Origin of the sequence: Pseudomonas sp. NFACC04-2, from assembly GCF_900119265.1 — a bacterium.
Lineage (GTDB): Bacteria > Pseudomonadota > Gammaproteobacteria > Pseudomonadales > Pseudomonadaceae > Aquipseudomonas > Aquipseudomonas fluorescens_AA.
The window spans coordinates 43,441-64,519 of record NZ_FPJC01000011.1; the positions used below are offsets into that span (position 1 = coordinate 43,441).

Sequence of the window (21,079 nt, forward strand, 5' to 3'; positions counted from 1 at the left end):
TGGGCTGGCCCAATCGCGAGCAAGCTCGCTCCCACAGGCTGATCTGTTGTGAATACAGAATCTGTGTCCACCCTGTGGGAGCGAGCTTGCTCGCGATGAGGCCCGGACAGGCGCCGACGCTCCGAACTGGGGCACAAAACCAAGCCATCCGGCAGCGAACATCCCCGATACGACACGATTTCACCCATTACGACCGCCCCCGCCACACTGGCACGCCCACTGCACTGCCCCTCCCCAGCGCTTTTGCTATGGATCGAGGGGAGCCACCGATGAACACACAACTGAAACCCACCCTGGGCACCCTGCACTTATGGGGCATTGCCGTCGGCCTGGTGATTTCCGGCGAGTATTTCGGCTGGAGCTATGGCTGGGGCGTGGCCGGGACGCTCGGTTTCCTGGTGACGTCCTTCATGGTGGCGGCCATGTACACCTGCTTCATTTTCAGTTTCACCGAGCTGACCACTGCCATTCCCCATGCCGGCGGGCCGTTTGCCTACAGCCGTCGCGCCTTCGGCGAGAAAGGCGGATTGATTGCCGGGCTGGCGACGCTGATCGAATTCGTCTTCGCGCCGCCGGCCATTGCCCTGGCCATTGGCGCTTACCTGAACGTGCAGTTCCCGGCGCTGGACCCGAAACACGCGGCGGTCGGCGCCTATATCGTGTTCATGGGCTTGAATATCCTCGGGGTCAAACTGGCGGCGACGTTCGAGTTGATTGTTTGCGTCCTGGCGGTGGCCGAACTGCTGGTTTTCATGGGCGTCGTGGCCCCGGCGTTCAGTTTCAGCAGCTTTGCCCTGAACGGCTGGGCCGGTTCCGATGTGTTCGGCGCGCCAGCCATTGCCGGCATGTTCGCCGCGATTCCCTTCGCCATCTGGTTCTTCCTGGCCATCGAAGGTGCGGCCATGGCCGCCGAAGAAGCCAAGGACCCGAAACGCACGATTCCCAAGGCCTACATCAGCGGCATCCTGACCCTGGTGTTCCTGGCGATGGGTGTGATGTTCCTGGCCGGCGGTGTCGGCGATTGGCGCACCCTGTCGAACATCAACGATCCCCTGCCCCAAGCCATGAAAACCGTGGTCGGCGAAAGCTCCGGCTGGCTGCACATGCTGGTCTGGATCGGCCTGTTCGGCCTGGTGGCAAGTTTCCACGGGATCATCCTGGGCTACTCGCGGCAGTTCTTCGCCCTGGCCCGCGCCGGCTACCTGCCCGCCTCCCTGGCCAAACTGTCACGTTTCCAGACCCCGCACCGGGCGATCATCGCCGGTGGACTGATCGGCATCGCCGCGATCTACAGCGACGGCCTGATCAACCTCGGCGGCATGACCCTGACCGCGGCAATGATCACCATGGCCGTGTTCGGTGCCATCGTCATGTACATCATGAGCATGCTCAGCCTGTTCAAACTACGTAAAACCGAACCCAACCTGGAACGTACTTTCCGCGCACCGGGTTATCCGATCGTGCCGGGGATCGCCCTGTTGCTCGCGCTGGTGTGCCTGGTGGCGATGGCCTGGTTCAACGCACTGATCGGGCTGATTTTCCTCGGGTTCATGGCAGTTGGCTTCGTCTACTTCATCCTCACTGCACAACTGCGCGCAGACGCTCCCGCCGATGCGATGCTGACCGGGCTTTGAGGTGAAGCCAGCCGAACGGGCGTAGTATGGAACCACTGCGAACAACCTTCGCTCATAAGTGGTAGGTGCGATGGATTGGCGAATGTTCGTCCGTCCATCACGCCATCAAGGAGAGCCCTATGCCCTGGTATGCCTGGTTGATTCTGATTGTTGCAATCGGCTCGATCGTTGGTGGTCTGATGATGCTGCGCGACACCGCCAACAAGGTCGAATTGACGGAAGAACAGCGCAAGCGTGTTGCCGAGCGCAATGCGGAAATGGATGCGAAAGAAGCCAAGGACCGTTAACCGCGGCCTCACACACCACTCTTGTGGTGAGGAAGCTTCACACACCGTACCCGTGGCGAGGGAGCTTGCTCCCGCTGGGGCGCGAAGCGGCTCTCAAAGCTACTGGCTCGGTGTGCCAGGCCGATTGAGTCGTGACTGTTGGGGCTGCTGCGCAGCCCAGCGGGAGCAAGCTCCCTCGCCACAGAAGCTACGGGCCTTGCCGCGCCGATGTCGCTACTTCTCCCAATCCGCCTTGGCGATGTGCAAGCCATGCATTCCTTTGTACGCCGCCCGCTCAGGCTGGCTCCAGCCCTGCAGCAATGAATCCTCCAACCGATAGATCTCTACACCCAGCGGACGACAGACGCTGAGAGGATCCTGCGCATCCGGCCCCCACATCGCCAGCGACAGATCGCCCCCCGGACAGGTGGACAGGGCACACAACAGATCGATCTCGGCAAAGAATTCCAGATAATCGCCCTTCTGCGCCGGACAGGCCTTCATGAAGTACATGTCGTCATGATTGAGCCCGGTACACTGGAAAATATTCAGCACGTCGTGCACGTCGAACTCGGTCAGGCCGTGGGGCAAGACCGCACGGGTCAGGTTCGAATGGCAATGGTGATGAAAGTCTTCGCCAGTGAGCATTTTGTTCACGTACGGGTCACAGCGTGTTCCCAGTAGATCATGCAGCCGCCCGCCATGCTCGTCGATGCCATAGCCGGCCAGGCTGTCATCGGTGATGGTTACCAAGGGCCGCAGGAATGGCAGGTTCGACCACAACCGATCGTGGGTGCTGACGTGGGCACCCTGAAGCTGCCGCGTGCGCGCCGCCCACAGGCGCTCCCGTGGGTCGTGGGCGTTCCAGACGTTGAAGTCCCCCACCTGCGGGCCCACCGGGGTCGTGACGCGGAACACATGACCGGCAGGTACGTGCCAGGCGCGGCCGGTGCGGATTGGCACTTCGAACTGTTCAATCAAGGTGCGTTTGTCCTGCTGCGCGCGAATTCGTTCGTAGAAAGGTTTATCCACCTGCAGGGCTGAACCTTTGCTGACCTGGTAGGCGGCTGGGTAGTCTTTGTACATGGCATCGTTCCTCATATCCAACGGTTGGGCGAGAAGCGCTCTAGTTTAATGATGGTCTTGCCGAAAAAACCGGCAATTAACGAACCTCCACATCACCGGCTCGGAACTTTAACGCCAGCAGCACCAACGGTAAGTACGCTACAAGCAATCCGACAATGCCTTCCAGCTTCTCATCAACTACCAGGAAAGCGACTGGCAACAACCACATCATGGTCAATGCTCCGGCCGCCAATGACACAGGTAAATGCCGTTCGCAATAACGCGAGGCAAATTGATAAGCATGACTGCGGTGAGCTTCATAAACCTTCTCTCCTCGCAGTAAACGACGTATCAACGTCAGAGTAGCGTCCACAATGAACACACCAAGGAGGATCAACCACGCAAAAAACAAATCGGACGATACCCACGCAGCCTGAAGCGTGAAAATCCCAAACGTCATGCCTAGGAAGCCACTCCCCACGTCGCCCATGAATATTTTGGCCGGTGGAAAATTCCAGCATAGAAACCCCAGGACAGCGCAGCCAAGCAAGAGCGGCACCTCGATCTGAGAATCCCCCTCCAGCAAATGCAACAAGGCGACGCTAGCGCACACGGATATCGCTTCAATCCCGGCGATGCCGTCAATCCCATCCATGAAGTTATAAAGATTGAGCATCCACACCAAAAAAAACGCAGCGACGACGTAACCAATAATACCCAAGTCAACAATCAGTCCAAAAATGGAAATAGGAGCAAGACCACCAATCCAGTACAACGCCCAGAATGCGGCAAGAAAATGGCCCAGAAGTCGCCACCTTGCAGGAATATCACGGTGGTCATCCCAAAAGCCGTTGATGGCTACGAATGAGCCCGCTCCAAGCAACGCGGCTAAATACTCGGAAGATAGGAGATTTAAATGAAACAAAGCCAGCACGGCCGTCAGAAAGCTCAATACGATGGCGACGCCTCCCCCTCTAGGAGTGGGAGTCGTATGGGAACTGCGCGCATTAGGTAAATCGATAAGACTATGCGACAGCGCATAGCGACGCAGGATCCACGTCAGCATAAAAGACGCAGTTATGATGAGTGGGAAAACTAACCACGACATTAAGGAAACCTCGATAGCGTGCAGGTCTTGACAGAGAGGCTAGAGAATCAAGGTCTTCCGTTCAGCTTCCTGCCTACATAGCTCGCACGACGCTTGCCTTACATCTTCCTAGAACCCAGCCCTTCAAACCCCAGACCCGTTAGGCTGAGCGTACGTTAAATCCATGATTGATCAACACGTCATGCAATGGAGTATCCATCGCCAATTCCCCTGTATACAAAGACCGGTCATATGACCGGTCTTTCAATGCATCAAATCAATTTGCTTCAAGTTTGTCACGGTTTCGGTCCAAGATCGCCTTGCCGATCCCCTTTACTTCCAATAGCTCTTCTACTGAGGAGAAAGGGCCATTACTCTCACGATATGCAACAATCGCCTCGGCCTTGATTCTGCCTATTCCGGCCATCTCGTGCTCCAACGTAGTAGCATCCGCCACGTTGAGATCCACTTTGGGAGCCTGCGGTTTCGACGTCTGAGCCATAATCTGCGGCGCAGCCTTCGTACCGCTACTTTCCACAGGCGCAGCAGTTGCGGCGATAGAAACGCTGGTGAGGAAGGCAAAAACCAGAGAGTAGAAATAACCTGTACGCATAAATGACGCTCCATGACATCGTTAAGAGAGAAACAGCTTTTCCCAAGCTGCTTCTCAAACTTAGGCGATGATGGAGCGCTGTCAAAAGCGTGTACGTTACAGGTTGTGTAACAATCACGGTTCGAGGCGGCGCTGCTGGTAGATCCAGTCGACAATCTCACCGTCCGGGGCGTAGCCACTGACGGTATCGCGAAGTAACTGGCGGACCCTCGCATAATCATCGTGTTCGATGGCAACCAGCAACTCAGCCAATCTGGCCTTGAGCACATCCCACGGCAGATGATCTTCGTTGGCGCTCATGATCATCGGATGCGAGGTCGCGACAACGTTATCGCCAATCAGTAACTCCTCGTAAAGCTTCTCGCCAGGGCGCAGGCCTGTGAACTCCACTGCAATGTCGCCATGAGGATTCTTTTCCGAACGAACACTCAAGCCAGACAGGTGAATCATCTTCTCTGCCAGCTCGACAATCTTCACCGGCTCGCCCATGTCCAGCACGAACACATCGCCGCCCAAGCCCATGGAGCCCGCCTGAATCACCAACTGTGCGGCCTCGGGAATGGTCATGAAATAACGCGTGATCTTGGGATGCGTAACGGTTAACGGGCCACCGGTCTTGATCTGCTTATGGAACAGCGGAATAACCGACCCAGACGAACCCAGGACATTGCCGAACCTGACCATGGTAAAACGGGTTTTATTAACTCGCGAGACATTGGCCTTATCACCGAACAGCACTGGCGCCAGTTCACGGCTCAGGGCCTGCAAGGTCAGTTCTGCAAGGCGCTTGGTGCTGCCCATCACATTGGTGGGGCGCACGGCCTTGTCGGTGGAGATCAACACAAAATTCGATACACCGGCCTGCAACGCGGCTTGCGCGGTGTTCAACGTCCCGATCACGTTGTTCAAGACACCCTCGGCAATATTGTGCTCAACCATCGGCACATGCTTATAAGCGGCGGCGTGATAGACCGTGTCGACATTCCAGGTCTTCATTACATCAAGCAACTTGGCCTGGTCCCGTACAGAACCCAGGATGGGCAGCAAACGAACAGACAATGATTCCCGAGCGATTCGCGGTTCAAGTTCAGACAGAATACTGTAGAGATTAAACTCACTGTGCTCGAACAGCAGCAGCGTTGTCGGTTTAAGTGACAGGATCTGCCGACAAAGTTCAGAACCGATCGAGCCTCCCGCACCGGTAACCAATACCGACTGCCCTGCGATGCAATGCTCAAGTAAGTCAGCCTGTGCAGGCACAGGATCGCGCCCGAGAAGATCCGCAATATCCACTTCCTGGATGTCGTCCACCTTGACCCGGCCACTCGCCAAGTCCATGAAGCCTGGAACACTGCGCACATGCAGCGGGAAACCTTCCAACAACGTCAATATTTCCCGCCTACGACCTCGTGACGACGACGGGATCGCCAGCAAAATCTCCTGGGCACCGGTCGCATCGATCATCCTTTGAATATGTTTGGGCTGATAGACCTGCAGCCCGGCAATCACCCGTTCTGCAATGCTGCGATCATCATCGATGAACGCGACCGGACGCATCACCCGCCCCATGCGTAGCGCGGCCACGAGCTGGTTACCTGCAGCACCGGCACCGTATATAGCAACTTTGGGTAAGCCGTCGTCACGGTTGGTGAAGGGCACATGCTGGGCGGCGGTGAACCAGTCACCCAGGAAATATTGCCGCATCATCAGGCGCATCCCGCCAATCATTATCAGGCTGAGCCACCAGTAATTGAAGATGATGGAGCGTGGGACCACGTTGGTGTGATTGCTGTACCAATACACGACAAGCGCCAGTAACAAGGCCGAAAGGCTGACCGCCTTACAGATGGTAATCAGCGCGTCGTTGCCGAAATAACGCATGACGGCACGATACATCCCGAAGCGGATGAAGATCGGAATTGCGATCACCGGAGCGAATGTGAAAAGCCAAAGGTGCGTCTCAATTGGGGCTGCCAATGCGTCGACGCCCAGCCGAACAACAAACGCCAGCCACAAAGCGAGCCATACGAGAAGGATGTCCATAGCCACCTGGATCGCGCGTTTGTGGCGTCGTGGCAGCCCCAGCAACGCTGTTCTTAATTTATCCATAAACCCTTCACGCACCTCGGCCAACTCCTAAACCCTATCCATTCCTGATAAACGCGGCTCCATCATCGACCGTTGGACAACCGATAAACAAAACGCGATCTTTTGCCTTTAAATTATGCCTTCTCGAGCTCGCCAGATTAAATCTGACCGCCAGCTGTACAAAAGGCACGTAGGCAATGATTAAAGCCAACATTCCATCCACATTCCACAATGCGACACACGCCGCCAGGGGCAACAACCAGAACATATTAATCGCCACCACCGCCGACGTCACTGGCAAATGCCGACCGTATAGGCGGGAGGCAAGCTGATAAGCATGGCTACGGTGACCCGCGTAAGTTTTTTCACCTCGCAGCAGGCGTCGTGATGAAGTAACGGTTGCCTCGGCAATAAAGACACCCAGCGGATCAAGCAGACCCAAAGCAGCCTGGATGACGCCCAAGCTGCCTGTAGCGACATAAAGCCCAGGACAATGCTGATAAAACACTTTTTCGACGCATGTGTTGGGTCGCATCATGATGATGGGCTCCTGATGGAAATCGGGAACACAGCATCAGCCGTCAGCTATTCGCTTGGAATGTAGGGGGTCATAGAGCGGACTCATTCGTGGAGCGGACTCAGTGCAAACGTGATCTTTGAAAATGTTACGGCAATCACATGTTCTCATGCGCGAGATACCACCCAGGATTTCATCTTCCAGCGGCGTCATGCATGACCATCGTCAACACTTCGCAAGTCTTGGCCATTTCGGCCTCCGTCAGCGTTGGATGAACCAAAAACATCAGGCTTGTTTCTCCGAGTCGCGCTGCCACTGGCAAACTCTCCTCGGGTCGCCACGGGGTATTGTCAAAAGCTTTCTCCAAATAGACCTCTGAGCATGAACCCGAAAAGCAAGGCACGCCGCAAGCGCCGATCTCGTTAAGAATTCGGTCCCGATCCCACCCTTCTGCGAGCTGATCCGGTTCTACGAAGACATAACACTTATACGCCGCATGCACGATGTCGTTGGGAGTCTCAGGAACACGCAACCCCGGCAAAGCCTTCGCGCAATCCCAGATACGGCGAGCGTTAGCCAACCGCGACTGGTGCCACTGAGGCATCCGTTTCAGCTGAATCCTGCCAATCCCGCCTTGTACCTCCAGCATTCTCCAGTTGGTGCCGAAGCTCTCGTGCAGCCAACGGAATCCGGGAGCATGCTGTCGCTCATACACGGCTTCCCAGCTCTTTCCATGATCCTTGAACGACCACATCTTGGCCCAAAGTTCACGATCTTTCGTCGTAACCATGCCACCTTCACCGGCAGTGGTCATTATTTTGTCCTGACAGAACGACCAAGCACCGATATGGCCTATCGACCCGATCGCCTTACCCTTGTATCGAGCCCCATGCGCCTGTGCACAGTCTTCAATTACTCGGATCCCATGCTCAGTCGCCAGGGCCATGATGGGGTCCATATCACAAGGCCATCCGGCAAGGTGAACGCAGATGATGGCTTTGGTACGAGGAGACAGGACTGCCTTAATGGTTGACGCATCAATATTTTGCGAATCCGCATTTACATCCGCGAACACAGGGATGGCGCCGGCATTAACGATGCTGGAAACAGAGGCCAAAAAGGTACGGGAAGTCACAATCACTTCATCACCGGCACCAATACCCAGTGCCTGCAGCGCCAAGTCGAGCGCTACCGTACCATTGGCCACCGCGACCGCATAATCAGTCTCGGCCCAATCGGCAAACTCTCGCTCAAATTGGCGACACTCCTCCCCGGTCCAATAGTTTACTTTGTTGGAAAGGATGATGTCGCGAGCACAGTTTGCCTCCTCTTCAGAGAAAGATGGCCACGGAGAAAAGGGGGTATTCAGCATGAACTAATCCTGATTCATCAAACTGCCAAGAGTGCACGGCTACAAAACACAGCCTACCGTCGCATGGCCAAATTAGTGGAATTATTTTAAAACCCGCGCCGGAACGCCAACCACTGTCGTACCTTCTGCCACATCTGCCACAACAGCAGCTCCAGCACCTACTACCCCGGCAGCACCAATGGTCAGCATCTGCCTTACGCACGCGCCTATGCCTACCCATGCGCGATCTCCTGCCACGACCCCACCGGCAAGCCTAGCACCAGGGCTGATATGAACGAAATCACCTAGAACGCAGTCATGATCGACACTACACCCAGTGTTCAAAATTCCGCCCAAACCCACTCTGGCACCGGCATTAAGAACAGCTCCGGCAAATATTACGGTACCCGCTCCTACCGTCGCATGGCAGCTGACATAAGCGGCAGGATGGATCAGCGTTAGTAAAATAGCGCCATGCTGAGCGAGTGCGGCCTGCTTGGTCTCGCGAACAGCATTATTACCAATAGCTACAATTACCCCGTCAAACTCACGGACTCGCTCAAGCAACTGATTGCAAGTACCAATCACAGCCCAGACGCCATTATTAGTGACAGAAGGCCATGCGTCATCGAAGAAAGTGATATCTCTCCACCCGCAACATTCGGCGGTATCGGCGAGCACTTTCCCATGCCCGCTTGCACCAAGGATTGCAAGTTTTTTCATTACTGGTTGCCCGTGAATTTTGACATAGTGGCCTCCCCGCTAGCGCTAATACCATCCTTCTTCACGACCTTCTTCACCGTCAAAGCGATTATCTTCAAATCTAGCCAAAAAGAGCGATTATCCACATACCAGACATCCAGTTCGAATTTTTCCGGCCAGCTCAAAGCGTTTCGCCCGTTGATCTGTGCCCAACCGGTGACGCCTGGCCTTACCGTATGCCGAAGGTATTGTCGCTCGTTATAGAGCGGAAGATATTCCATCAACAGCGGTCTAGGTCCTACAAGGCTCATGTCACCTTTAAGTACATTCCACAGCTCAGGCAATTCATCCAGGCTGCTGGAACGTAGGAAGCTACCGAACGGCGTCATTCGCTGTGCATCGGGCAGCGGGACATTATTGTGATCGTAAGCATCACGCATCGTGCGGAATTTGATCATCTCAAAAGGCTTACCCTCACGTCCGGGGCGAACCTGCCGGAATAACACGGGCCCTCCAAGCCTGCGCTTGATCAATATTGCTACGATCAATATGACCGGTGACAAAATGATCAAGCCCACAAGGGCTCCGGTGAAGTCCATGACTCTCTTCATCTGCCGGTCTCACAAGCTTCATTCAAACAACGCGCCAAGCTTCCTGCAAGCTTGTCGAAACCATGCTCGACTTCTATGTAGTGCCTTCCCGCATTCCCCATGGCCGCCCGCTCCGCGGTCGTCAGGCTGGACAGTCTGACGACCGCGTCGGCTAGCGCCTTGGGGTTACCTGGCTCGACCGTATATCCGGAACCAGAATCTTCGATGGGATTGTTGCCCGCATCACAGCAGAACAGAACCGGACGCTGGCCGGCCATGAAATCAAACAATTTGTTTGAGCTGATTCCGTATTTGAACACTGGAGCATTAATCAGGTTGAAAACAAACGCGTCCGCCTGGGCGGCCAACGCTGGTATCTCACGCTTGGGAACAGGGTCTTCAAAACTGACGCGTTTGAGGCCCAGCTCTTTAGCCAAGGTGATCAGTTCGGCCTTGCACGGACCATTGCCAATAATCCGTAGCCGAACATGCGACATTTCGGGATTGTCTTCGATGATATGCTGCGCACGCAGAACGTTATCCAATCCATTGGCTGAACCATGAGCTCCGAAATACATAAGCGTGAACTCACCTTCCCCCACCTTATCCTCCGGGCGAGGAAAGTCTTGGAGATCGACGCCATTGGGAATCCAGACGATTTTCTTCGCATCAATGCCCATAGGCTCTATGTATTCATGCGCCTTAGGCAGCAGCACTACAATCCGCTTCGCACGCTTATAAAGCCACTTTTCCAATACGCGAAGTGTCCGAGCAATCATGCTGTTGCGTTCTAACCGCCCCATATCGATCAGCGTTTCAGGCCACAGATCCCGCACTTCGAAAACGAAAGGAACTTTATATCGCCACGCAAGCACTGCCCCAGCGGCTGCCGCAAACGGATGAACGCTCGAGCCAATGATGACGTCGGGCTTCTTCAATGCATTAAGTTTACCGGGTTTAAGAACCTGCCAAGTGTACTCCAGCATATTACGCATGCGCGCAGTACCGTTCCCTTCATATTCCGATGTTTTCAACCACAGGAAGGGAACGCCGCCATACTGATCAAGCCTGGTAGACTCCGAAATTGCAAGACGCTGCCGACCAGACTGGTATTCCAAACTGGCCGCGACAATCGAAGCCTCCCAACCGTGCGCAGGCAGATTCTTCGCCAACAGGTAATGACGAGTACCGCCGGCCCCCCCTGGTTCCTGCGCGTAGTGGTTGAGGATCCAGACATTCTTCATTCAGCAAGGTCCTCGACAAGGCGGCGTATGATCAGCTCGGCCGCGTTGCCTTGACCATATGGCTGCACTGCCTGACCTTTGCTACCCAAGGCTTGACGAACGGCAGTTGTCACTTCTTGCGAAGACTTCGGCGAAACCAATCGATTCCATCCGGCTTCGACCAATTCAACCCACTCGGTTTCATCTCGCAGCGTGACACATGGAACGCCGTAAAAGAACGCCTCTTTCTGAACGCCCCCTGAATCAGTGGCGATGAGTGCTGCATGCTTCTCAAGCTGTACCATATCCAGATAACCGACTGGATCAATAAGGTGCAGGTTCTCAGGCGCATCATTCAATTGCCCGCTCTTCTGCAGAACAGCTCTCGTCCGCGGATGCACTGGCCACACGATCGGCAAATCGGCAGACAGGTCGCGGAATGCTTCGACAATCGCGGTAAGCCGTGCGGGGTCATCGGTGTTTTCAGCGCGATGAACTGTCGCAAGTACAAAGCCGGCTTCCTTGAGGCCAAGCTTGGCCATCACACGCCCACTGGCATCAACCCGCTCGCCATGGAACTTCGCAACATCATACATGACGTCTCCGACAGGAATGATGCTGGCTGCCCCAACGCCCTCTTCTTTCAGATGCTTCGCAGCTGTTGCGGTTGGGGTAAACATCCAACGTGAAATCCTGTCGGTCAGAATCCGATTTACTTCCTCTGGCATCGCCATGTTAAAAGAGCGCAGTCCAGCTTCAACATGGGCAACTGGAATATGCAACTTGACCGCAGCTAATGCACCAGCCAACGTGGAATTAGTATCGCCATATACCAATACTATATCCGGACGCTCTTGCAATAGAACCTTCTCTACTTCAACTAGCATCCTACCGGTCATGTCGCCATGCCCCCCCCCGTGGATATCTAATTGGTAAGCTGGCGTACTCATGCCCAGCTCCTCAAAGAAAACATCGGACATATTAGAATCGAAATGCTGCCCTGTATGAACAACGATTTCTTCGACCCCCGGCAAAGTGGAAATGAAGTGGGACACAACACTCGCCTTAATAAACTGAGGGCGAGCACCCAAAACTGTTAATATCTTCATTTTTTTACCTTCTTCGAAAGTTGTTCATAACACGCCAAAAGCTTTTTTGACTCGATATCCCAATTGTACTGTACGCTTACTGCTTTCCGGCCATTCTCACCAAGAAGACGTGCGCGCTCAGGGTCTTTGGCTAAATCATCGATGGCGCGGGCAATTGAGCGTGGATCCATTGGATCAACCAATATGCCACACTTACTACCATCTATTATCTGGCGCCACAGAGGAAAGTCCGACGCAATTACTGGTATCCCTGCAGACATATACTCGAACATCTTATTAGGTTGAGCATCAATGTGATTGGGTAACGGGTGAAAGGTTACCAGACCAGCCAAAGATCTAGACAGGACATCTCTTACCTGCGATCGCTCGAGTTGCCCCAACTGATTAACAGAAGCCCAACCGTCGAGGTCCTGCACCCGTTGTTCGACATGAGATTCGCTGAAACGCCCAACCAGATTGAGACGCACGCCCTCCGAAACGTGTTTGAAGGCATCAACGACTTGTGAGATACCACGAATGTTTGCGATGCCTCCGACATAGCATACTTCTTTTTTTTTCTCCTCCCAAGAAACAGCCGCGTCCAACTCGCCAACCATTGGGAAGTTATTTATATCGATACTGGCCGGATTGATGCGTAAAAACTTATCGCGAATAAAAGGCGTCGCCGCAAAGATAAAATCCAGATTACGACATGCAAAGCGCTCATACACGAAAAAGGCAACAGATATGCATCTCATAAGAAACGGATGTAGGTAAGGCTTACTCAAAAGTTGTTTAGGAACATCTTCATGCGAATCAAAAATAACAACCTTCCCTTTTTTTTTCAATTTCACACCCACCGGAAGCAGTTCGGGATCGTGAAACTGATATATATCCGCATTAAGCGACAGCGCTTTAGTAAAAACGTCACCCGTAGTTTTGAATATCCGTTGCAGCCTGCCTTTAGGCTTACCGACATCCAATATCTGGATCCCGCTTAATTTTTCATCACCTTTCCCATCTGCAACGATCAACGTGACATCATAACCTGCACTTGCAAGCGTACGACATTCTTTTTGAAAAATTCGAATATCGTATCGAGAATGCACGGACGTCAAGTGAACTACTTTCATCATATAAACCTATGCAAATGGCTTTCAGGAATAGATTTGAACTTTTCTACCCGTCAGCTTCTGAAGCAATCCTTGCGCACGCTTAGCAAAACGTTGCAATCCATCCCAGTTCTTGAAGTCGGAGTAGTTGTGTATTGGCACATGCATCAGCTCGTTGAACTGAGATCGTGAGATCCTGATCTTCTTGCAAAAGTACTCGATATCAACCTCCAACTCCTCCGTGTCGTACAGTGGCTCGGCAAGCTTTATCAGAGCAGCTTCGCGGGTCAATTGACCTGAAAGAATCATACTGGAGTAATGAAGCTTTCGCTTATCGTAACCAAATTTAGTTGGCAGATAATAATTCTGGAAAAGTTTAGTAAAGATAGATTCACCATGTTTACGAGCGTAGGATCGATATCCTATTGTATCCCGTAAATAAACCTCCGCCTCAGCTTTATTATAGCTCATATAATTCAACGGGCGAACAGTTCGCATCCCCTTTACGAAGGGATACCAGAAATAATATTCAAAAAAGCTAATGGTCTTATAATCATTCAACGCGCGCTCCCCATAAGCTCTATGTATTGCACGCAAATTAATAGCGTCCATAGCGCTACCGTGCCATGTCTCAGGAAAAACCGCCTCGGTCGCCAGGTTTCCGCCACTAAGAATATACTTAATATCATTCTTAACAGCAAAGTGATACATGCTTGAAAAGAAGGCATGATCTTGAGGCACATCCTGATTCGCGACAGCTGCACGCATGTACGCTAACTGCAGATCCCGAACCTCTTCCCAATTCATAACATGGGTATGCAGGTCATATCCGCAATATTTGATAATTTTTTCGATGTTGCTGACAGCCAGCTCGCTATTCCAGCCTGCATCCACATGCACCACGAGTGGGCGTAACCCGAAGTCCTTGACCCTCAGCGCTAAGTAGGAGCTGTCTACACCGCCACTAAGGCCAATGATGCAGTCGTACTCTTTGCCGGCACCCTCTTTCTTGATCTGATCGACGATCTTCTGGAGACGCTGCTCACCACTAGCATCGGTAAACAGTTGCTTGGATTGGACATTGTCGAACTTGTGGCAGTGATTGCACACTCCCATATCATCGAACACTATTTCAGCGTCAGATGTATCCATGACACAGCGCGAACAGACCTTCACCACTACCTACCTCCAAAACGTTTTCGTCGGCCTGCTTGATTGGGCAACCCAGCAGCAGGCCCGATATGTATGACAATCAAGGCAGCGAAGAGTCTGTAAAGCCGGAAGGCTTCCAAGAGACGCTGCCTTTGAGAAATTTCAATTTTGCTTACTCAGCAATCAACATATTGATGTCTGGATAGCTAATAAGTACGGCGCGGTGCTTGCCGTGGAACACAAAAAGGCTGCCTGCCGCCACGGCAGAAATGCCAGTACGGTCAAAAAGCTCGATCAGGTCCGCCGTGGAAGCAGCGCCACCGCAAGCGATGACAGGTACGTGCACCTCGGAGACAACGCTTTCTACTAGCGCAGTATCGAAACCCTTCTGTGTGCCGTCACGGTCGACTGAGTTCAGGAAGATTTCGCCGACCCCTGCCGTCTCAAGCGCTTGGGCCCACTCGACTGGGGAGCGCTTGGTATCTTTTGTGCCGTTTTCCGAGTATACAGAATACCCGCCCCAGAAGCCCTTCCGGCAATCCATGGCCCCCACGACGCTTTGCGACCCGAACTTGTCGGCGATTTGACGGATCAGCGAAAGGTCGGCGAGCGCAGCCGTATTGATGGAAATTTTCTCGATACCGAGGGCAAACACCTTCTCGGCATGCTCCAGGGTTTTGATCCCCCCACCATAACAAATGGGCATGAAACACTCACCCGCCACCTCGGCGATCAATTCGTAGTTGGGCTCACGATTGAGTTTTGAAGCCTCAATGTCGAGCAACACCAGCTCATCAACTTCCTTCTCGTTGAAGATCCGGATGGCATTGATGGGATCGCCGACGTATTTCGGCTCTTTGAATTTCACGGTCTTGACCAGGCCGCGATCTTTAAGTAACAAGCAGGGAATTACGCGCCTCCTGACCATCAGACCAACTCCACGAAATTCTTGAATAGTTGCATACCAAATTTATGGCTTTTTTCCGGATGAAATTGAAAGCCCAAAATATTGTCCCTGACCACTGCGGCGGTAAACTGTTGATCGTAGTTAGCGGTCAGCAAGGTGTTCTCCGCATGTCGCGGCAACATGTAATAACTGTGGACAAAATAGAAACGGCTCAGTTGATTGAGCCCCGTCAGAATTGGGTGCTGCAACCGAGGAGTAACTTCGTTCCACCCCATGTGCGGCACCTTACGCCCCTCACGCCTCTCGAAACGGACAATGTCCATGTCGATCCAGCCAAGACCAGGCTCGCTGCCCTCCTCAGAGCCATTGCCAAGCATCTGGCTGCCGAGGCATACACCCATTACCGGCTTTTGCTTACCCTGCACCTGCTCATTCAACACCTCGATCAGGCCGCTTTTTCGCAGTGTTTGCATGCCAGCGTCGAAAGCGCCCACTCCTGGCAGAATGAGTTTGTCCGCCTGCTCGATATCCTCACGACTGTTCGAGGCCTTGGCTTTGGCGCCCACTCGCTTCAGCATGTTCAAAACCGAGGCGATGTTCCCTACACCATAATCAACAACAACGATCACTTGGCATCTCCCTTGGTGCAGTAGAAGGACATCCAGAAATAAATGAAATACATGATTGCATAGCCCATGGAGTAGAACCACAACACCGAATCCACGGTATCTGGCAGGGTGAAGCAGGCAAACGTCAAGGCTAGCAGGGTCAGCTGCCACACCAAGTCCAGATTCTGCCGCTGCGCGATATAGATCGTGTAACTCAGGGGGCTAACGACGAACCGCATGTAGAACAACGGAATCATCAACACGGCATAGCGCCCTGATTCAGCCCAGGCGGCGCCAAATATGAAACTGAACGCCCATTCACCTACGAACCAGAAGGCTACGAAGGGAGGGAGCGCCAGTACTGCGAGTAGCTTGAAGGTCTTGATGAAGATGCCGCGGCAGCTTCCCGTCTCCCGATAGTCACGGGCAGCTTGCTCCTTGAAGACATCAAGTACCGAGGCGGCTAGCAGGGAAATAGGAGCGCCCATGATCTTCAGTGTCAAAGCGAACCAGCCCGCACTCTCCCCGCCGAACTTCGCTGCCAACAGCACGATCGGAATTTGGCTGGCGACCGTGTTGATCAGGTCTGCGGGCAAGGAAAACTTGGGGAAGTTTATATACTTCACCGCGCTTTGCCTCACCGCGCGCCAAGGCGTCGCGGCACAGGCTACGATCAACGGTTTTCCAACCCAGATAGCCGCCAGCGCCGTGGCAACGATGACGCCGAACAATTGGCCGTAGATAAGACCCGAGACGCCGCCTAGTAAATAAGCGGCGGACACTTGGGCGACTGCGACGCAGGCAGCAAGGCTGATACGCGCGCCTCCCAGCCTGTTAAAGGACTGTTGGAAGGTTAGGAGGGACAGGACCAGTTTGTTTGCACCCAAGCCCAACGAAACGATTGCCAGGGCCAACCAATAATCACCCACTACAGCAGGCAGTGCGTCCATAAAAGGCGCTGCCAATACAAGACCGCCAGCCACTAAAATGGTAATTGATAGTGTGAGTAGCAATACGAGCTTGATCACGGCATGAAAATCGTTTTCCGCCTTGGTGGCGAAGATTGCCAACTCATAGCGCCCGGTGACCATCACCGCAAAAATGGTAGCGAACGAAAGCCAAGCACTAAAATCGCCCATTTCGGCAGGGGAATACAGACGAACCAGCAGCAGGGTGACGCCGATGGTAATCAGTTGAGCGCCAAGTGTGCCCACCAATACTCGCGCCACGCGCTGGATGAAGATTGCGCTCATCGCTTCACACTCCAAGATATCTTGAACGGGAAGGAGATAAGCACGAAGAATGGCCTAGCCTGCGAATCCCTCCGCCACACAGCCCCGCACTGGCAAATGCCAGAATCAACAGATACAGCCCGACATCGACAGACTTGTTGGCCGCGCCCATATACTCAAGAAGAAAAACCTTGGCATAGGTGTTCACCCACAGAGCAACGGCAAAGCAGGCGAAAACCAAAACGGTATCCCGCAGGACAGACCTGTCGGCCCGAGCAAGTATGCACATCCGTCAGCTCGTCAACGCAGCACAAATGGTATCGATGGAAGCTTTGTCCAGATAGGGATGCATAGGCAGACTCATCACGCGAGTGGCAACCTTGTCACCAACTGGCAACGACGATGCTTCGTCCGCCACTGCAGGTTGCTTGTTCAGTGGGATAGGATAATGCACGGCAGTCGGAACGCCGGCGGCCTGCAATCGTTTCTGGACTGCATCCCGATCGTCCACTTGCACAGTATATTGCGCGTAGGCGCTGATATTGCCTGCTTCGATAAAAGGGGTAGTGTCGACACCAGTCTGCTTGAGGGCTACGTCGTACCAACCCGCCACTTGCTGACGCAACGCAATCTCCTCTTCGAAGATTTCAAGCTTGGGCAACAGAATGGCCGCTTGCAGGGTATCCAGTCGACTGTTCACCCCAACCCGGATGTGGTGATAACGACGATCCTGGCCATGCCGGGCAATTTGGCGAATGACAGTAGCCAGCGCTTCGTCATTGGTAAAGATCGCGCCGCCATCGCCATAGCAACCCAACGGCTTGCTAGGGAAGAAGCTGGTGCAGGAAACAGTCGTGAGGTTGCACGAACGCTTGCCTTTGTATGAAGCACCAAAGCTCTGCGCCGCGTCCTCGATCACAGGGATGCCATGTTTGGCCGCAATGGCGTTGATCGCATCGTAATCAGCACACTGGCCATACAGCGAGACCGGGATGATCGCCTTTGTGCGCGGAGTAATCGCCGCCTCCAACAATTGTGGATCAAGGTTGTAGGTACGTGGGTCGATGTCTACGTAGACAGGCTTGGCGCCCAGCAACGCAACTGTTTCGGCAGTGGCTATATAGGTGAAGCCCGGAGTGATCACCTCGTCACCTGGGCCAATGCCCAGGGCCATCTGCACGATCTGCAGAGCATCGGTGCCGTTGGCGCAACTGATGCAGAACTTAGCGCCGGCAAAGGCGGCCAGACGCTCCTCCAGCTCTTGCACTTCCGGGCCGAGAATGTACTGGCCGTGGCTCAAGACGCGCTGGATGCCGGCATCGATCTTGTCCTTGATACGTGCTTGCTGGCTTTTCAGGTCAATGAATTCAATCATGCTCAGGCATCCGTCTTGTTCAAAAGTTTTCCGTTCAGCACGTAGCGCGCTCCCGTATGCGAGCAGAAGGCCTCACCCTGCTCGTTCAACTGCAATTGCTCACCAAATTCGCTCATCCAGCCAATCTGCCGTGCGGGCACACCCACCATCAATGCATAGGCCGGTACATCCTTGTTGATGACCGCGCCGGCACCGACGAAGGCATATTCACCAATGGTAACGCCGCAGACGATGGTGCAATTGGCGCCGAGCGTCGCGCCCTTTTTTACCAGCGTATCGAGGTACTGGTCCTTGCGCTCGATCAGCGAACGCGGATTATAGACATTGGTGAAGACCATGCTGGGGCCACAGAATACGCCCTCTTCCAGCGTGACATTGTCGTAGACCGAAACATTGTTCTGGATCTTACAGCGGTCGCCGATCACGACTTTGTTGCCCACGAACACATTCTGACCGAGCGAAACGCCAACACCGATGTGGGCGCCCGCGCAAACATGGACAAAGTGCCAGACACGGGAGTTTTCACCGATCTGCGCGCCCTCATCGACGATCGCGCTTGGGTGCTGATAGTAACTCATGGCTTCAGACTCACATTAGACTGAGGTTGATCGAAAGCACGCTGCAGTGGCTCGGCAGCATAGTGCCCATAACGACGTGCACCTACCTCGTTGAGGTGGTGGCTGTCACGGTAGATGAGCAAACCTTGCTGGTAAGGCGCAGCGGCAAAGAAGCTGCTATTGGAAAGGTCCAGGAAACGCACACCGGGCGTGCGGTCGACAATGGCCTGCACTTGCTGGTTGGCAACCTGCCACTCACGATTGAATGTCAATGGCGCCGGCAGGCCAAGCTCGGTAAAGCGCCTTACCCGCTGCACGTCTGTTTCAAACATCGGTACCTGAGCAAGCACCACAATATGTTTATGGGCTCCTGCAGCATCGACGAGAAATTCAGCAAACGCCTTGGCGAATGCTTGGCTCTGCATCTGGTACTGCCACATGCCTGCGACAATCACCCGCTCCACCTTCGGCAACTCACGAGCCACGGCCTCGATCTGCGCGCGGCAAGGTTTTTGCGCCCAGGCTGGCAGGTGTTCAATGTCAAAGCCGGGGATAGGCACGCAACTGCTGGCAGTGAGCACACGGTAAGCAACGCCCTGCTCTTCGCCCACCTGGTCGAAGAAGTAGTTCAATTGGGCAGCATGGCTATCGCCAATTACCAGAACGGACACTTCGGCATCCGCCTTGCCTCGCTTGCACGCGCCCACTTGGGTGCCATGGCAGATAAGCTCTGGAGCAGCATAACGGGTGAGTTCCACAGGCAACGGAGCGACCAGCGAGGCGTTGACACGTTGTCCACCCCACGCCACCAGCGCGACCACAGCACCGGTTACAGCCCACTTGGGCAGCTGGCGCATCATGCCGGGAGCGTTTCTGGCGGGTGTTTCGACCAAGCGAAAGGAAAGCCATGCCAGCAGCACAGAGCTGGCCACGAAAATCGGCAACCATGCAGCCGTCAGCTCGTACTGCCCCGTGTAATAACGAATGAACGCCAGCACCGGCCAATGCCACAGGTACAACGAATAGGAAATACCACCGATCCAGACCATCGGCCGAGTGGCTAGCAACGCGCTGACCGGACCACGCCGGGCAACGATGAGCAGCCCTGCCGCGACACAAGGCAGGATAGACCAGAAGCCTGGAAAGTGTTGCTTATCGATAGCCAGCACCGCCCAAGCCAGCAGGATTGCGCCCAGCCCACCGAATACGCTTGCAAGTAACATGGGCAGCTCGCGCTGGCGCATCAGCAAAGCAACGATGGCACCGACCATGAATTCGGGAATCCGTGCCGACAGGGCAAAGTACATCCCTTCTTGCGATTCACCCAGTCCACGGTAACCGCTCCAGGCAAACAGACTGGCGGCTAGCAAGGCAAACGTTATGAGACGCCATTGCTTTGGCAAGCAAATGACCAGCACCGGGAAGAACAGATAGAACTGCATCTCGATGGCCAATGACCAGGTATGCAGAAGCGGCAATTCATCGGCCCGCGGCGCGAAATAACTGCCGAAGCCAGAGAAGTACTGGTTGCTGGTAAACAACGCCGAGGACTTCAGGCTGTCGAGGAAAAATGCGAAGTCATCAGGCAGAAACAGGAGCGCGGACAGCGCGGACACCACCACCAGCATGACGAAATACGCCGGCAGAATGCGCTTGATGCGGCTGGCATAGAATGAAACGAGATCGACCTTGTCGCTTCGCTCGGTCAACAATGCCGTTATGATGAAGCCAGAGATGACAAAAAAGATGTCGACGCCGACATAGCCCGCTTTCAGCCAGCCACTATTGGCGTGATAAAGCATGACCGCCAGCACCGCGATTGCACGCAAGCCCTGAATATCGAGACGAATGCTGCGCACGCGGCGCATCGCACCCGCTTCGTTTGGCTTGTTGAAATTATCGTTCGACACGC

Annotated in this window: 20 protein-coding genes; 2 read left to right on the forward strand and 18 right to left on the reverse strand. The window is 54.1% G+C overall.

Annotation, left to right across the window (positions count from 1 at the left end):
- Positions 1-269 precede the first annotated feature (269 nt).
- Together eat and BT125_RS16050 are read left to right on the forward strand one after the other, a co-directional pair.
- Positions 270-1,634, forward strand: a complete 1,365-nt coding sequence (eat, locus tag BT125_RS16045; RefSeq protein ID WP_072408386.1) for an ethanolamine permease — start codon at positions 270-272, stop codon at positions 1,632-1,634.
- A 119-nt stretch (positions 1,635-1,753) separates the two neighbouring features.
- Entirely contained in the window at positions 1,754-1,921 is a 168-nt protein-coding gene (locus tag BT125_RS16050) for a DUF2897 family protein (RefSeq protein WP_072408389.1), read from the forward strand.
- Positions 1,922-2,134: 213 nt separating this feature from the next.
- Here BT125_RS16050 and BT125_RS16055 read toward each other — a convergent pair whose 3' ends face one another.
- The 18 genes from BT125_RS16055 to BT125_RS16140 all read right to left on the reverse strand — a co-directional run bounded on the left by BT125_RS16055 (position 2,135) and on the right by BT125_RS16140 (position 21,035).
- A complete protein-coding gene (locus BT125_RS16055) occupies positions 2,135-2,986 on the reverse strand; it encodes an urea carboxylase-associated family protein (protein WP_072408391.1) in 852 nt (283 codons plus the stop codon).
- A gap of 76 nt (positions 2,987-3,062) precedes the next feature.
- Positions 3,063-4,073 carry an MraY family glycosyltransferase gene (locus BT125_RS16060; protein ID WP_072408393.1) on the reverse strand — a complete coding sequence of 337 codons (1,011 nt, stop codon included), beginning with the start codon at positions 4,071-4,073 and terminating at the stop codon, positions 3,063-3,065.
- 256 nt (positions 4,074-4,329) lie between these two features.
- Positions 4,330-4,665: a ComEA family DNA-binding protein gene (locus BT125_RS16065; RefSeq protein WP_072408395.1), complete on the reverse strand. Its 336-nt coding sequence runs from the start codon at positions 4,663-4,665 to the stop codon at positions 4,330-4,332.
- A gap of 114 nt (positions 4,666-4,779) precedes the next feature.
- Positions 4,780-6,774, reverse strand: a complete 1,995-nt coding sequence (locus BT125_RS16070; protein WP_072408585.1) for a polysaccharide biosynthesis protein — start codon at positions 6,772-6,774, stop codon at positions 4,780-4,782.
- A gap of 34 nt (positions 6,775-6,808) precedes the next feature.
- Positions 6,809-7,291, reverse strand: coding sequence for an MraY family glycosyltransferase (locus tag BT125_RS16075; protein WP_072408397.1), 483 nt, complete (start codon positions 7,289-7,291; stop codon positions 6,809-6,811).
- A 172-nt stretch (positions 7,292-7,463) separates the two neighbouring features.
- Positions 7,464-8,642, reverse strand: a complete 1,179-nt coding sequence (locus BT125_RS16080) for a DegT/DnrJ/EryC1/StrS family aminotransferase (RefSeq protein ID WP_072408399.1) — start codon at positions 8,640-8,642, stop codon at positions 7,464-7,466.
- Between the two features lie 81 nt (positions 8,643-8,723).
- Complete coding sequence (locus BT125_RS16085) at positions 8,724-9,344, reverse strand: acetyltransferase (RefSeq protein ID WP_072408401.1); 621 nt, start codon at positions 9,342-9,344, stop codon at positions 8,724-8,726.
- Entirely contained in the window at positions 9,344-9,922 is a 579-nt protein-coding gene (locus BT125_RS16090; RefSeq protein WP_371857813.1) for a sugar transferase, read from the reverse strand. Before BT125_RS16090 ends, BT125_RS16085 begins: the two co-directional genes overlap by 1 nt.
- Before the next feature lie 8 nt (positions 9,923-9,930).
- Positions 9,931-11,157 carry a glycosyltransferase family 4 protein gene (locus BT125_RS16095; RefSeq protein ID WP_072408405.1) on the reverse strand — a complete coding sequence of 409 codons (1,227 nt, stop codon included), beginning with the start codon at positions 11,155-11,157 and terminating at the stop codon, positions 9,931-9,933.
- Positions 11,154-12,245: a non-hydrolyzing UDP-N-acetylglucosamine 2-epimerase gene (gene wecB / locus BT125_RS16100; RefSeq protein WP_072408407.1), complete on the reverse strand. Its 1,092-nt coding sequence runs from the start codon at positions 12,243-12,245 to the stop codon at positions 11,154-11,156. The genes BT125_RS16095 and wecB overlap by 4 nt, the downstream gene beginning before the upstream one ends.
- Complete coding sequence (locus tag BT125_RS16105) at positions 12,242-13,357, reverse strand: glycosyltransferase (protein WP_072408587.1); 1,116 nt, start codon at positions 13,355-13,357, stop codon at positions 12,242-12,244. Before BT125_RS16105 ends, wecB begins: the two co-directional genes overlap by 4 nt.
- A 24-nt stretch (positions 13,358-13,381) precedes the next feature.
- Complete coding sequence (locus BT125_RS16110) at positions 13,382-14,515, reverse strand: N-acetyl sugar amidotransferase (RefSeq protein WP_072408409.1); 1,134 nt, start codon at positions 14,513-14,515, stop codon at positions 13,382-13,384.
- A gap of 145 nt (positions 14,516-14,660) precedes the next feature.
- Positions 14,661-15,416: an AglZ/HisF2 family acetamidino modification protein gene (locus tag BT125_RS16115; RefSeq protein ID WP_072408412.1), complete on the reverse strand. Its 756-nt coding sequence runs from the start codon at positions 15,414-15,416 to the stop codon at positions 14,661-14,663.
- Positions 15,416-16,024 carry an imidazole glycerol phosphate synthase subunit HisH gene (gene hisH / locus BT125_RS16120; RefSeq protein WP_072408414.1) on the reverse strand — a complete coding sequence of 203 codons (609 nt, stop codon included), beginning with the start codon at positions 16,022-16,024 and terminating at the stop codon, positions 15,416-15,418. Before hisH ends, BT125_RS16115 begins: the two co-directional genes overlap by 1 nt.
- Positions 16,021-17,256 carry an oligosaccharide flippase family protein gene (locus BT125_RS16125; RefSeq protein ID WP_072408416.1) on the reverse strand — a complete coding sequence of 412 codons (1,236 nt, stop codon included), beginning with the start codon at positions 17,254-17,256 and terminating at the stop codon, positions 16,021-16,023. Before BT125_RS16125 ends, hisH begins: the two co-directional genes overlap by 4 nt.
- A 271-nt stretch (positions 17,257-17,527) precedes the next feature.
- Positions 17,528-18,610, reverse strand: coding sequence for a DegT/DnrJ/EryC1/StrS family aminotransferase (locus BT125_RS16130; RefSeq protein ID WP_072408418.1), 1,083 nt, complete (start codon positions 18,608-18,610; stop codon positions 17,528-17,530).
- Positions 18,611-18,612: 2 nt separating this feature from the next.
- Entirely contained in the window at positions 18,613-19,188 is a 576-nt protein-coding gene (wbpD, locus tag BT125_RS16135; protein WP_072408420.1) for a UDP-2-acetamido-3-amino-2,3-dideoxy-D-glucuronate N-acetyltransferase, read from the reverse strand.
- Positions 19,185-21,035 (reverse strand): acyltransferase family protein, encoded by a 1,851-nt coding sequence (locus tag BT125_RS16140; protein WP_072408589.1) that lies wholly within the window; start codon positions 21,033-21,035, stop codon positions 19,185-19,187. Before BT125_RS16140 ends, wbpD begins: the two co-directional genes overlap by 4 nt.
- Positions 21,036-21,079 lie beyond the last annotated feature (44 nt).